The sequence below is a fragment of the Lentilactobacillus fungorum genome, assembly GCF_016860605.1.
Lineage (GTDB): Bacteria > Bacillota > Bacilli > Lactobacillales > Lactobacillaceae > Lentilactobacillus > Lentilactobacillus fungorum.
The window spans coordinates 24,815-37,582 of sequence record NZ_BNJR01000015.1; the positions used below are offsets into that span (position 1 = coordinate 24,815).

General features: G+C 39.8%; 20 protein-coding genes and 1 other RNA gene. 6 read left to right on the forward strand and 15 right to left on the reverse strand.

Going from position 1 to position 12,768, the window contains the following annotated elements:
- Positions 1-147: 147 nt before the first annotated feature.
- Positions 148-546: a pyridoxamine 5'-phosphate oxidase family protein gene (locus tag YK48G_RS08525; protein ID WP_203630309.1), complete on the forward strand. Its 399-nt coding sequence runs from the start codon at positions 148-150 to the stop codon at positions 544-546.
- Positions 547-757: 211 nt separating this feature from the next.
- Positions 758-1,291 (forward strand): VanZ family protein, encoded by a 534-nt coding sequence (locus tag YK48G_RS08530; RefSeq protein ID WP_232365334.1) that lies wholly within the window; start codon positions 758-760, stop codon positions 1,289-1,291.
- A gap of 80 nt (positions 1,292-1,371) precedes the next feature.
- Here the strand turns inward: YK48G_RS08530 and YK48G_RS08535 are convergent, their stop codons facing one another.
- On the reverse strand, positions 1,372-1,734 hold the full coding sequence (locus YK48G_RS08535) for a nuclear transport factor 2 family protein (RefSeq protein WP_203630310.1): 363 nt from the start codon (positions 1,732-1,734) through the stop codon (positions 1,372-1,374).
- A 67-nt stretch (positions 1,735-1,801) separates the two neighbouring features.
- Between YK48G_RS08535 and YK48G_RS08540 the strand changes: the two genes are divergently transcribed.
- Together YK48G_RS08540 and ssrA are read left to right on the forward strand one after the other, a co-directional pair.
- On the forward strand, positions 1,802-2,125 hold the full coding sequence (locus YK48G_RS08540; protein ID WP_203630311.1) for an ArsR/SmtB family transcription factor: 324 nt from the start codon (positions 1,802-1,804) through the stop codon (positions 2,123-2,125).
- A gap of 76 nt (positions 2,126-2,201) precedes the next feature.
- Positions 2,202-2,568, forward strand: a transfer-messenger RNA (tmRNA) gene (gene ssrA / locus YK48G_RS08545).
- Positions 2,569-3,985: 1,417 nt separating this feature from the next.
- On the opposite strand, the gene YK48G_RS08550 is transcribed toward ssrA, so the two are convergent.
- The 14 genes from YK48G_RS08550 to YK48G_RS08615 all read right to left on the reverse strand — a co-directional run bounded on the left by YK48G_RS08550 (position 3,986) and on the right by YK48G_RS08615 (position 11,054).
- The gene (locus tag YK48G_RS08550) at positions 3,986-4,366 is read right to left on the reverse strand and encodes a hypothetical protein (RefSeq protein WP_203630312.1); all 381 of its coding nucleotides are present in this window, start codon (positions 4,364-4,366) and stop codon (positions 3,986-3,988) included.
- Positions 4,363-4,848: a hypothetical protein gene (locus YK48G_RS08555; RefSeq protein ID WP_203630313.1), complete on the reverse strand. Its 486-nt coding sequence runs from the start codon at positions 4,846-4,848 to the stop codon at positions 4,363-4,365. The genes YK48G_RS08550 and YK48G_RS08555 overlap by 4 nt, the downstream gene beginning before the upstream one ends.
- Before the next feature lie 31 nt (positions 4,849-4,879).
- The gene (locus YK48G_RS08560; RefSeq protein ID WP_203630314.1) at positions 4,880-5,212 is read right to left on the reverse strand and encodes a hypothetical protein; all 333 of its coding nucleotides are present in this window, start codon (positions 5,210-5,212) and stop codon (positions 4,880-4,882) included.
- 106 nt (positions 5,213-5,318) lie between these two features.
- Positions 5,319-5,588, reverse strand: coding sequence for a type II toxin-antitoxin system RelE family toxin (locus YK48G_RS08565; protein ID WP_203630315.1), 270 nt, complete (start codon positions 5,586-5,588; stop codon positions 5,319-5,321).
- Complete coding sequence (gene relB, locus YK48G_RS08570) at positions 5,585-5,818, reverse strand: type II toxin-antitoxin system RelB family antitoxin (protein ID WP_203630316.1); 234 nt, start codon at positions 5,816-5,818, stop codon at positions 5,585-5,587. The genes YK48G_RS08565 and relB overlap by 4 nt, the downstream gene beginning before the upstream one ends.
- A gap of 76 nt (positions 5,819-5,894) precedes the next feature.
- The gene (locus YK48G_RS08575) at positions 5,895-6,203 is read right to left on the reverse strand and encodes a hypothetical protein (RefSeq protein WP_203630317.1); all 309 of its coding nucleotides are present in this window, start codon (positions 6,201-6,203) and stop codon (positions 5,895-5,897) included.
- 844 nt (positions 6,204-7,047) lie between these two features.
- The gene (locus YK48G_RS08580; RefSeq protein WP_203630318.1) at positions 7,048-7,350 is read right to left on the reverse strand and encodes a hypothetical protein; all 303 of its coding nucleotides are present in this window, start codon (positions 7,348-7,350) and stop codon (positions 7,048-7,050) included.
- 219 nt (positions 7,351-7,569) lie between these two features.
- Entirely contained in the window at positions 7,570-8,523 is a 954-nt protein-coding gene (locus YK48G_RS08585) for a helix-turn-helix domain-containing protein (protein ID WP_203630319.1), read from the reverse strand.
- A gap of 20 nt (positions 8,524-8,543) precedes the next feature.
- Positions 8,544-8,792 (reverse strand): helix-turn-helix transcriptional regulator, encoded by a 249-nt coding sequence (locus YK48G_RS08590; protein ID WP_203630320.1) that lies wholly within the window; start codon positions 8,790-8,792, stop codon positions 8,544-8,546.
- On the reverse strand, positions 8,782-9,066 hold the full coding sequence (locus tag YK48G_RS08595; protein ID WP_203630321.1) for a hypothetical protein: 285 nt from the start codon (positions 9,064-9,066) through the stop codon (positions 8,782-8,784). Before YK48G_RS08595 ends, YK48G_RS08590 begins: the two co-directional genes overlap by 11 nt.
- Complete coding sequence (locus YK48G_RS08600; protein ID WP_203630322.1) at positions 9,063-9,266, reverse strand: hypothetical protein; 204 nt, start codon at positions 9,264-9,266, stop codon at positions 9,063-9,065. The genes YK48G_RS08595 and YK48G_RS08600 overlap by 4 nt, the downstream gene beginning before the upstream one ends.
- Before the next feature lie 55 nt (positions 9,267-9,321).
- Entirely contained in the window at positions 9,322-9,558 is a 237-nt protein-coding gene (locus YK48G_RS08605) for a hypothetical protein (RefSeq protein ID WP_203630323.1), read from the reverse strand.
- Positions 9,559-10,019: 461 nt separating this feature from the next.
- Entirely contained in the window at positions 10,020-10,709 is a 690-nt protein-coding gene (locus tag YK48G_RS08610; protein WP_203630324.1) for a Rha family transcriptional regulator, read from the reverse strand.
- A 180-nt stretch (positions 10,710-10,889) separates the two neighbouring features.
- Positions 10,890-11,054: a hypothetical protein gene (locus YK48G_RS08615; protein ID WP_203630325.1), complete on the reverse strand. Its 165-nt coding sequence runs from the start codon at positions 11,052-11,054 to the stop codon at positions 10,890-10,892.
- 332 nt (positions 11,055-11,386) lie between these two features.
- Here YK48G_RS08615 and YK48G_RS08620 point away from each other — a divergent pair, with 332 nt between their 5' ends.
- Both YK48G_RS08620 and YK48G_RS08625 read left to right on the forward strand, forming a co-directional pair.
- Complete coding sequence (locus YK48G_RS08620; protein WP_203630326.1) at positions 11,387-11,821, forward strand: helix-turn-helix domain-containing protein; 435 nt, start codon at positions 11,387-11,389, stop codon at positions 11,819-11,821.
- Positions 11,822-11,910: 89 nt separating this feature from the next.
- On the forward strand, positions 11,911-12,327 hold the full coding sequence (locus tag YK48G_RS08625) for a hypothetical protein (RefSeq protein ID WP_203630327.1): 417 nt from the start codon (positions 11,911-11,913) through the stop codon (positions 12,325-12,327).
- Positions 12,328-12,768: the final 441 nt, after the last annotated feature.

Genomic DNA, 12,768 nt, shown 5'->3' on the forward strand with positions numbered 1-12,768 from the left:
AATAATTTAGACGGTGGTGTTGGGCAAAAGCTTAAACCCAAGTTGCTTGAGCAAAAACTCTAAAACTGAAGCTTCTGACTCAAACAGACTAAAGTGCTAAGCTTTAAACTGCTCTGCACCGTTTACTATTAAAAGGGGGATGTTTTCATGGTAAAGTTGAATCAAGCAATGAAAGACATGATTGCAGGAGAATTATCCTATATCTCAACGGTTGATGCAAATGGCAACCCAGACGTTGGGCCAAAGATCTCAATGCGGGTATTGGACGATGAACACCTTATCTACAATGAAATGACAGGTGGCCAAACTCAAGCTAATATTAATGATAATGGCAAGGCAATTGTTGCCGTAGCGAATGCCAAAGCTTTAAAGGGCTTCCGATTTGGTGGGACAGCCAAGCTATACACAGACGGTCCTTACTATGAGCAAGCAGCCAAATGGGCTGAGGGTAAATTTCCAGTGCCAAAAGGGGCTGGTGTCATCACGATTGAAAAAATTTGGACTTTAGATCCGGGACCAAAAGCCGGCAAACTATTTGAAGAATAGTGGCCAACTGAAAATAAAAATTGTGACGTTGACTTCATACATCATGAATGCGGCCTGATGACTCAGACCGTTTTTTTGTGCCCAATTTCTTACGTTTCTAATAAGCATGATGAGTCCAGTAAAGATTTAAGCTTCGTTTAATCACCCGCCAATACAATGATAATAACAAAGTTGTTAAGGACTGGTTAATGGTAGGAAAGGCAGGTGATTAATGTTGGTTCGATGGCTCCCGTTTTTTCTGAATGTTACGGCACTCTTGATCGGCATCAAAATGAAGTCACGACAATTGTCAAAGTTGTCGGCTTGGCAACTTTTCACAATTTGTTCAGCCGTGGTTTACGTCATGGCGATTGGGTATCTAACTTTAGCGCCAACGTCGTATGCTTTCGTTAAAAATCAGCAAGTTACCGTAATGATGGTTGGCTCGGCACCTGTCAATCTCATTCCGTTTTGGAGTACGACCGCCGACTTTTATCAAAATATGATTATGATGGTGCCGTTGGGCGGATATTTGGCCCTACTAGTTCCAACGTTCAAGCTTAAAGATGTGGTGCTTACTGGTATCCTGGTGAGTATCGGAATTGAAACCCTTCAATTTGTGTTGGATCTTACAATTAATTTGTCACGATGGGTAGATGTAAATGATGTGTTGACAAATGCTCCCGGGGTTGTAATTGGCTGGCTGCTAATCGTGCTTATCAAGCACACACCATTACGGAAAGTGATTAAAAAATGGATGCTTTAGCGGGTTTAAAGGCCGCAGCATGCAACGAAAAAGACTTTTGTTGTAAGCTTGGATTGCTATTCTACTGACAAATGAGTCAGTTATCTAGCAATTGCGACTTGGAGGCGCGTGATTTGATTGGCCGAATTAAATTCATAAGTGTCATAACCATGAAGGGCAAATAACTCACCGGATTTTTTACGTCCTGAGACGGCCCATTCAGCCTTATATTCATTGTTATCAACAAACACATGACAGAGGTGCTTCAGTTGGACATTGCGTTCAAAAAAGGCTGAGAAAAAAACTGTAATAGCATGGATTCCAGTACAAGATTCACCGGTTGCACTCGTGATCGTCGCATTGTTAGCGAAAAGGCCAATAATTGCACTCAAAGCGTCTTGACTTTTTGAGGCTTCATCTGATAATTGAAAGTAGCGATTAATAAGTTGTTCTTTTTCTGACATTGATAATTCCTTCTTTCAACTGTTTAGTATATACTAAACAGTTGAAAATTAAAGGGGGTATTAAAAAATGACTAGCCAGCAGTTTGAAAGTCCAAGTTTAACGGATATTTCACTGACTCAACTACTGAAATCATTGAGTGATCCAACGAGACTAAAAATTGTACAAACGCTCCTAAGGGTAGGGACGGAGATATCCTGTGCGCAATTTGAAACCTTGGGTAAGAAAAGCAACTTGTCTCAGCATTATCGAAATTTGAGGCAAGCTGGATTAATTTCCATTCGGCGAGAAGGAAGGCATAGTTACTTAACATTACGAAAGACCGATCTAGATCGGCGTTTTCCGGGACTAATTGAAGTAATTGTTAAAAATAGTGACGGTCGGGATGACTGAGTTCCGTTGTTTGGACAAAATTCAAGGTGAGTTGCTTCTCTATTTTGACTATGTATGATAAGATAATTAATGTATCGGGGTCGTTATGGATTCGACGGGTATAGGTCGAGCCTGGATTGCGTTTCGTGCAGCGCCACGTAAAAACGCCCAGTTTATTATAACTGCAAAAAATAATAACAATTCTTACGCTTTAGCTGCCTAATAAGCGCTTAACGTAGATCCTCCTAACTTCGCCCATGAGTTAGATCTGGGTCCTAAATTTAGTGGGCTTACGCAAACTGCTCCCACCTGAAGCCGTTTGAAGAGATTAACCAGGTTAGCCATCTGTGGGTGCCTTGATTTATGGCGTTTCAGTTGGTGAACTTCAAATAATAGATCTATGAGCGTAGATATCTAGGTGGCGATATGCTCGGACGCGGGTTCAACTCCCGCCGACTCCATTGATGGTTAAAAACCAGTCGTAATTAACGCTTGAAACGTTGATATGACTGGTTTTTTATTTTTCTAGTAAATTGTCAAATATCACCAAATGGCATTCAATGGCATTCAATTTGGCATTCATTTTTGAATCAATTAACCGTGGTAGGGATGGGCTGCTATCCGTTTTGGATAGCAGTTTTTATTTGCCTTGATAAATGAATGTCAGTCAAAAAAGGTGTTGGGGTTAAATACAGGTCTGAGATGCATCCCTTTTGAGAAGTGATAGTGAGCAACCTGACAAAACCTTACTTAAAATGATTATGTTCACCTCTTGAACAACCTCATAAAACCTCATATTATTTCCACTTACCCAACCAGTTAACCTACTTTATCTAAACCAGTTGGCCTACTTTTATCTGTTTGAGTTGGGTTACTGGTTGGGTAACAATTTGTGTACCTTGGTAATTGATGCCTGCGCACCCTCGAAATTCGGATAGCATCCGTTAACATCTCCCCCAAATTGGGGATGTCTTTTTATCGTGCATCTTATTGGAAAAGGTACCAGCATTTACCTCCCCAAAACCTCACCACTTTTGCGCCATGATTTGCCATGATTGCTAAAAAGAGTGCGTACAAAATAAACTAGTAAAAACTAGCATCTTTGTCAGGGCTTGCAAGGGTCAATAATGCCGAAAATGCTTGCCGTTTCAGCAAATAAATAGGGTGCATACAAAGCCAAAAAGGGCGCACACAAAAACGCAAGAATGCTAACACTTGCTAACGCTTTTGCGAGTGTTCCACATGACAAAACATGACATTAAAACCGGATAAGCCTCATCATTTCTCAGCATATAATCTTAACAATTCTTAACGGGCAACAACCTAAGAAAATCTAAGATTAAGCACGCCTGAACGAGAATTATCAGGCGGTGAAGACGTTACAACAATAACAAACGATCTTCCTAAAACGGACGCAACATTGATGCAACGTATCCCAAAAAGTGTTGCACCCGTTTTTATTGTTGTATGCACACCAAAACCAATATTCACAAATATTTATACTAGGGTTTACTAGGGCTAAAGACCAATGATTACAATAACAGAGCTTAACAAAACTTAACATTTTTTCGCCTCATATCTTCAAAAGTCTTCAAAAGGTTGCGGAAGAATTATTGAGTTTTCTTAATAGTTATCAGTGTGCGCAAAATTGCGCAGACCCCTTTTTAGGGTGTTAGATTTGTCAGATTGGTCTTCAATTACTCAGCTGAAAATTTAACTCAGTCCCTTTTTAGGGTGTTGGATTTGTCGGATTTGCCCTTGAAAGTTTTGCCATTTTCTTTAGGGCGTCCGATTTGTCCGATTATGGTACTTGACCGGGCTACAAATACTGTGGTTGGCGTGATTACCAAAAATGTTAATGACGGTTTGGACGTTAACAAACTATTCAAACATTTCAGGAAAAAGCTTTTTGAGTTCAGCCAGCTTATTGAACTGGTTTGCTGGTTGATCCCGTTTCTTGCGCAGGCGTTCGATAATTGCTAGCCGGTATTGCCGGTAATGGGTCACGGTCATATGGTGCCGGTTAGCTAGTTCAGTATCTGGAAGCATATCTTGCGGGTGATCGACATAATACTTTTCCGCCAGTAGTTCCCGTTGCGGGTCGGTTAAGTATGATAACCGGTAATATAATGCTCTAACTTGCTTTATTTCAACCTCGTTCAAGTCATTCAAATGGGTATCGTAGTGTTTCCACTTGCGTAAGAAGAACATTACTTGTCGTGAAGTCCAATTCATTTCATAGATCGGCTTAAATTCTTTCATCCCAACATCCCCAAGACTTGCCTCATATTCCGATTAATATCCGCAGTGATATCAACCGCTTGCGTAACAGGTAGATTAAACCGGTACCCAGTGGCTTCTTCGATCTGATTACATTCATTCAAAGCTTGCTGGTCAATTTCGGGGTTGTTAGGGATATCTTTGCCAGCATAATAAGCATCTCGTAAATAATCATAATCTGCTGCCGGTAATGAATGCAGAAACTTCTGAAAGTAATCACGTTTAAACGTTAAGATGTCAGCATTCAAGTTAGTTTGGGCTTCTAAGTCGATGAGGGCATCAACTTGTTTGTCATAACGGGCAACGTGTGTGGGGTTGCCGTTAGCGTCAAAAGCATCTGGACAGCTCATAAACGACTGCTGCCAAAATAGCCATTCAGCATACTCAAAGCGTTTCTGCTGCCGCTGTATCTTGTCACTGAGATGCATGTAACCTTTAATCAATAACTTGTCTAACTCATCCATTGCAACACCCTCACAATCCCCAATATGCGGTTTAAACAGTCAATGCGTACATTTGAGCTAACTGAATAAGGCCTTTTCGATAGGCAACGTAGATTTGACTGATGCCACACGCTAATACAGTTGATAAATCAGCCGCACTCTGCCCTTGAATGCCATGTAAAATAATGACCTGCTGCGATCGTTCAGGGGTGATTAAGTCAATAATACGGTCAATGCTGTCAATATAGCGTTGGGCGTGCTGCACAAGTTGGGTGCCCTGATGATTGAGGGTTAATGAGCCTTGTTGCGCTAATAGACGATTATGCTTGTATTCCTTGATGATCTGCTTTCCTTGCTGAATGAGTTCTTTTTCTGCTAATTCCACGACAAAAAGCCACCTCCGCCAAAGTTTAAAAAATGCTATAATATAGACAAATCTGTTTATCCATATCAAGCTGTTTCCTTTGGGGGAAATGGCTTTTTATTTTGTTTTAACCCTTATAAATATCTCGTCTATGACCGATTGAGACGACTAAGACAACTAGCCGATCTTCATGAATTTCACAAATGACGCGAAAATCCCCGATCCGATAACGCCAGTAACCGGATAAGTTTGAAGTTAAGGCTTTACCACGACTATGAGGATCATCAATCCCATCAATGTTCATATACAGCCAACGGGTAATTAATGCGGATTGGTGCTTATCCATTTTTTTAAGTGCCTTGTGAGCTTCCTTAGAAAATTCTAGTTTATAGCTCATTTATCCAGACCGCCAAATTCTTTTAAAATTTCATCCATTGAATAAGTCTTTTCGCCGCTTTCTTCAAACCGCTTATGGGCAATATCAGCCATCTGTTTATCGTACTCATCTTCTAATTGCTCCATGGAATATTTTTTTACTAAGTCTGATAAGGAAAGGCCATAAAAATCAGCCATGTACTTGAGCCATTCCTTTTCATGGTCACTAACTCTAATTGTAATCATTGCCATTGGTGCATCCCTCCCTTACGTATTACATTGTAATATTATTCGGAATAAAAGTCTACGATAGGGATGCATCCTTTCTTTAGATTTTAATTTGTTTCAGTTTTTGAATGTGTAGTTCCATATTTGCCGTGTGGCTTTGCAGTGGGGCAAGGGCTTGTTTACGTTCATCCTCGTTGGTAATGATGAAATAACCTCGATTACCCTCACGCATGGCACCGATGGGCACATCATATTGCATTAATAGTTCATTAAGGATGGCATACACCTCCCGTTGTTCAATGCCGGTGAGTGAACTCAACTCTTTGGCTGTAATTGAGTGGCTCATGCCACGAGGTAACAAGTTATAAATTTGCTGTTGCTTTGAATCATGAATTATTTGAGCTGTCATGTAATCACCTCGACATTTAAATTGATTATAAGATAAATTTATCATAACCGTCTTTTACATAAACAATATTAATTTAACTAGAATGAATCTCATAGCTGAAAGTTTGGCCGCTAAATGTTTCTTTGGGGTGTGTCCATTTTTGGATAGGCCTTAACAGATGTGCGCAAAATTGTGCTGATTTGAGTAGGTATGCTGTTTTTTAAGCAGACTAATTAGGGGCTGCAACTAAGTAACTTTAGTGTCACTATTCTGCATAGAACCTCGTGACACTTGATTACTTCGTTGTATACTCCGTTGCACACTATCTTGCGTAGAATTTCATGCTACATGCATGAAAGTATCTCAACCAGAGTTAATGTATACATAAATCCCGTTTAAGTTAGGTTTTTGCGTCAATAACTGAGTTTCCGACACCCATAACCCCGTTTTGGACAACGGAAATCCCGAATAAGTTGCGTTTTTGCTACTAAAACCCTTATCGCTGCATTTTCACGGCAAACGTATGGCAATGCCATTATTTCAACATGGCAATGCTATGGCTAGGCCATCTCACAGGCATGGCAAGGCCATAACCAACCTAAAATATCTCGATTATAAGGGTAATGGTGCATCTCATGAGCCGTGAAGAATGGTACAGCTATAAACGGTACAGCTATAAACGGTACAGGTATGGATTGTACAACGATAATTACCAGCTTTTGAATTACCAGTTTTAGAATTACCAGCGTCATCATCTAAAGAGCAATTTCGGGGGAAATTTCTCGTTTCCTCTTTAATAAATTCAAGACCATTAGAAACGATCTTTAAAGACAAAACTAAGATGATTAACCGACCAACTAACAAACTAGATCATGAGTTTTCCCGATAATTCGGGAATACTAGTAGGTTTATCCGAAAAAACGGAAAAACCATTGCTAAAGCGAGTGGTGTTGTCTGCACCAGTGACCACACTCGTGACCGCAGTCGTGACCACACTACTGCCCACACTATATGTGGGCAGTGTTGCCCGAACTGTTGCCTGAACCGTTGTCTGCACCATTGCACATAAATTTGTCTGTAGGACTGTCTTTACCATTGCCTGTACTATTAGTAGACAGTTGTACAGACAAAGAATAATTGTTAACGGGGTTGTTGTTCGCATTGCCATTCGCATTGTTACCCATATTGAACAGCAAAGCGGTTAACAATGCGAACATCACTTATAGATCTAATTTGGTACCTCAAACGGTACCCCAAGGAAGTAGCTCAGATGGATTGGATAAAGTAGCTCAGAAGGTAGCTCAAACAAAATCTTCTATTAACCCGATTTAGACTAAGTTTCGAACAGAAAAGTACGAAACCATGTTTAATCAAATACAGGCCAAAATCAGAAAGGAAGTTCATCCCAATAGTCAGTATTAAGCGGACGATCATTTTCAATGTTTTCTTTACCTTTGTCGGCGTACCATTCATCTTGAAAGTCCATGACGTCATTAATATCGACTAGGCTCAGATTATGCCACTGCTTCATTAACTTGTAGGCATAAGCATAGGGGCGGTTTCTTCTTTTGGCTTCATACAGCGCATAATTTACCCAAACTTGATTATGATAATGGCCAAATTCATTCATTTGGTCTTTTTGCTGTTGGGTGGGGTCATGACCGTAGAGGGTTTCAAAATAGACGAGGGGGCTTTGAGTCATTTCATCATAGTCTAAATAGCGCCGTCCTTCATTCATCCCTTGATAGGGTTGCTCATTGTCAGCAAACAACTTTGTATTAGGGATGAGGGTGTAGATATTATTCTGGTTCTTTCGACCATCAAAGCGGCGGGTAATTTTAATAAGTCCTCGTTTAACCAATGGTCTTTGATATTTGTAATAGGTGTTGTGGTTCATTCCCAATGAACTTGCAACAAGGCCAACGCTAGGGTAAGTAATCCCACTTTGACCGGCATAAGCTGCCAGAAACGCATAAATGAGTTTGGAATTACCGTCTAACTCCGGGTCAAGCATGATTGCTTTGGGGAGATAGCCATAACCTTTAGTCTGAATCTCTTTATTACTCACGTTAGCTTCATTTACTTTGAGGAAATATGAATTCCGGCCATCTTTCGACTTGGAAACAATCACGAAGTCATGCAAGGCATCACGGTACTTACGAAACGTTTGGGCGGTCATGCCTAACGAGTAGCAAATAAAATTAACTTTTGGATGAGCTTCCCATGTGGTGCTATCGGCGAACACAGTCAAAAAACAATAAAGTAGTTTAGCCTTGCGGGGTAACGCTGACCGCATCATTGACGCCACGACATAGCCATAACCTGTAATCTGTTTATCCAAAACAACCACCACCGATCTAGTTACAGGTAGTAGATATTGCCGTGATGAGTAGCACTGTTTTCATACTTCACTCGTAAGAAGCCTTGCTTTTCTAACGGTTGCCGGTATTTGTAGAACGTGCGCTTGCTGATGCCCAAATAACGGCAAATATCAGCCACTGAAAGCACTAATTTATCATTCTCGCTAAAAGCCTGCATCAAGCTATAAATGCCCTTAGAATAAATATTTAGCTTGTCATTGAGCATTACTTTTTCAAAATTACTCATCATGATGGCATCCCTCATTAGTGGCGGTTGGTATGTTGTTGGCTTGCTTTTGGTGGTGTTGCTCATACATTTTGATAACCATGTCAACCGCCCCACGGATAGCATCGGCATTAATACCAATAGCGAACATTTCCGATACGTAGAAAATGACTAAGTCGGTCATGATCTCGCTGTCGGAGTGATAGCCATTAAACTTTCGAAAATAACCGCCGTTAGCTTCTTTTCGATAGAGAATATATTTCTGTTGCTTTTGGTCAGTTAATTCAGTTTTGCTCATTTGTCAGCATCTCCCTTAAACAGTTCATCCATCAACTTCAAGGCATCTTCGAGGGTGTTAATTTCTTTGGTTAGGGTATCCTTGATACGGTCTGATTCATTTTTTCCTAGCCAATGTCTGAGAATCTTCAAGTTACCGTTTGCGTCAATCACATTCGCATAAGCATTTGATAGCGTTCTGGATTCTTTATCGCTTAACATAAGTTGTCGAACTCCTTTCAGCTGAATACAAGTTATCACCAGTTTTAACATGAAGTTATTCGGGTTTAGTATCCAACTGTTTCAGCTTTTGCGATAAATCGCCATTATCCGCAATGATGTCAATATCATGAATACAGCGAGTCAATCTAGCAATTTGTGCGTCAATGGTTTTCCGAATAAATGCCGGTTCTTTTGTGGAAAGTTTCTTTTTGAGCGTTTTCAGATCATCATAGGATTGCAACAATTCCCGTGACAGGTTCATCAAAGTATCATATTGTGTTTTACTCAACATTTTCATTACTCCTCTTATTTTGGTAAAATAAAAGGGCATTGAGTGCATATCTGAATGCAGTAGACCATCTTCCGTCCAAAGTTGAATGGTCTATTTTTATGCCCTTTTGTCATATTGAATTACTCCAATTCTAAATTGCTTGTAATCACCGTTATAACAGTGCTATTGACACTGCCAACATCATTTTTTCGGACGCCGCTATGATGGGTGAGGGGTGTCGCAAATTGCGACTTCCTTTGTTGGCTAGTATCGCAGTTTGTGGCATTATCTTTTAATTAATCGAACCACTGATGCGGGTTGTCATAAATACTTTTGGCCAATACGCCCAAGCCAAACGCCGTTAGGAACTTAACCATAAAAATCAGCCATGCCCCAAGTTCTGCCATCAACATATAATCACCTTCTTTTTAAGACTGGAACAATGTGCCCATAGATTTAACTTAATGCCCACTGATTCGCCATTATTTGACCGCTGTCGGCGTTGGTAAAGTAATTTGATAGATAATGCCTTGATTGCCTAAAGTGTCTTTAATCTGTTGATAATTGAGTTTCATATCAAGCAAGGCAATGACTTGATTCTTAACCTTTTGAACGGCTTTGCTTTCGGCGGTATTGAGGTACTTGGTAATTGGTTGATGGTCAGGGATGCGCCGCAGTTGTTTGATGCGGTTGCTTGAGATCCCTAACGCCTGTTTGTAGATTAGACGGTTGTAATTGGGATATGAGTGAACATCTGAATAGGGATTATTCTTGATGGCATCCCCAAGGTCTTTAGAAAAGTCTTTACCAAATTCATAAACGGCTTGGCGTTCGATCAGTTCTTTGCGTTCCTTTATGAACGCATGTGTTAAGGCCTTTTTAAACTTTCTTACTGGTTCAGCATTGGCGAGGTATTGAAGTAGCAGCATAGATTGACCCTCATTCAAATGCCAAACCTTCTTTGGACGGCCAACAGCTTTTAATTTACGGATCTCAAATCCCAAAATTCCAAATTCTTTTAAGTCATCTTGATACTTTCGAATCAGCCGATTAACCGAATGTAAATCAGTATCAGCAAAATTTGCGATTATATCCGGTGTGGTATAGGGTTCCGCATCCACACTCTGAGAGTTAAGAAACACTAGCTTGCTATCAAATTCCAGTAAATTCATATATTTTGCTCCTTTCAATCTGCCTTGTTGATGCTGTCAGCAAGGCTTTTTTGCATCCTGCCACGGACTATAAAATTAGTTGTTTAAAATATACTTAGTGAGTTCTGCTTTCTCGAAGAAGTAACGACCTCCGATAAAATGCATAGGCAAACCTTGTTTAACAAGAGCTGATAGCGTTCCTTATGAGATGCCTAACCATTTGGCGGCCGCTCGTTTGCTATTTAACCACGGGCTATCAATGCCGGTCTTTTGTCGGGCGTCTGTTACTGCATCTTTGATTGTTGCGAATACTTGTTTCCTGAGTGCTTCATCATACTCAGGCGATAATGTTACCTGAACAGCCATGTAATCACCCCCTTTCAATCCAATTATTTACATTTTTGTAAACCTTAGCATTTACGATGACGGGTGTATTAGAATTTAAAATTTTCCTAAGTGTCGGTAATGACAATCCTATGTCATCCGCTATCTGATAGCGCCATTTACGTTTTAGAGCCAATTTAATCAGTATTTTTTTCTGCTGATCTTGATCGATTATATAATTCATATCATCACTCCCAAATTACATTATTTGTAAATATGAATTAATTTTAGCTTACATTTTTTGTAAATGCAAGTTTTATTTGCATTTTGTGTAAACATGGTTTTTAATGATAGGTGATTGGAAGTGATAACAAATGTCTGAATATCCGCCATTAAAATATAAAAATCGAATTAAACAACTTAGGACAAGGGACAAATTGACCCAAAAACAGCTTGCCACTAAATTTAATGAGTACATAACAACTAAAAGACTGGATGTGAAGCCGGTTTCTTATGCGACAATTTCAAGATGGGAAAAGAATATCTCCCAACCACGAAACGAATCTATTGAGGCTCTGGCATCGTTGTTTCATGTTAGTCCATTATATGTGAGTGGCTTACAAAATGAGCCTTGGTCTGGTTGGGAAAGATTAGACACAGCAGTTCAATCTACGGATTTTTCAGATCCAGAAGCTGCAAAAAAAACATTGAATTATGTTGTATTAGTTTTGTCAAGCCAAATAGATGAGCTGCAAGAACGAGTTCGTGAACTGGAAAATCCTAATTCAGATTATGATCCATATGGATAAGGGTGAAGGGGTTATAAGTTGGGGCTTTCAGGATGCTATCCAATCATTAGTAATATAATCCGAATACATATTTTTGAGGGGATGCAACAATGAACAGAATTACGAAATATGCTTTATTAGCATTATCCAGCATCACATTTGCTACAACAGTATCAACTGTACAGAGTCATGCCGCAACATGGCATTATGGCACACCAAAGACATTGAGGGGAACGTATAAAGTAGCCCGACATGCTGGAACTGGTAAGTATCGTTTTAAATATTATGAGGGCGTACGTGTAACTGGAAGAGACTTTGAAACCTTTGGACTCGGTGATGGCTTTGCTATGAACCGTGTAAGTTATAAGCGTTATGGCCGGTATACGTATGTATTGCGTGGAGTTGAGTACCGATATTCTCACAAGGTCAATTATGTTAAATTAAGAGCCACTCATTACAAATTAAAAGAACGTATCATTACCCCACATTACGCCGATAAGCATTTCTCTAGGGTGTACTACTGGTAGCCGTTTCAATTTTAAAGTTATAGTTATAAATGCTGTTACGATACGATTGACTGAATAAACTGCAAATAGTAGCATACTGAGTTAGGAAAGGACGGTTCGACCGTTCGCTAAAGTATTAGCTTGCCTATTGCCTTGGTTATGTAGTGAGAAAGACCGACTCAGTTAAGTAATTGCTGGGTCGGTCTTTTTTTTACATTGGTTTATTCAATTAAAAAAGCGGTTTGTTAAAGCCTATTAGACGGATCAACTGGTTAGGTTGACCACTTACAACGCAAATAGTAGTATATGCACTAAGGAAAGAACGATTCGATCGTTCGCTAACCTAGGTACAGCCGAAAGTTAGTTATTAAGAAGTCAGCTAGTGCATAACGTACTGGTTGGCTTTTTTCGTTTCTTCATGTTCGTCCAATCACTGAATGACGTTAAAAGCTGTTGTCCGAT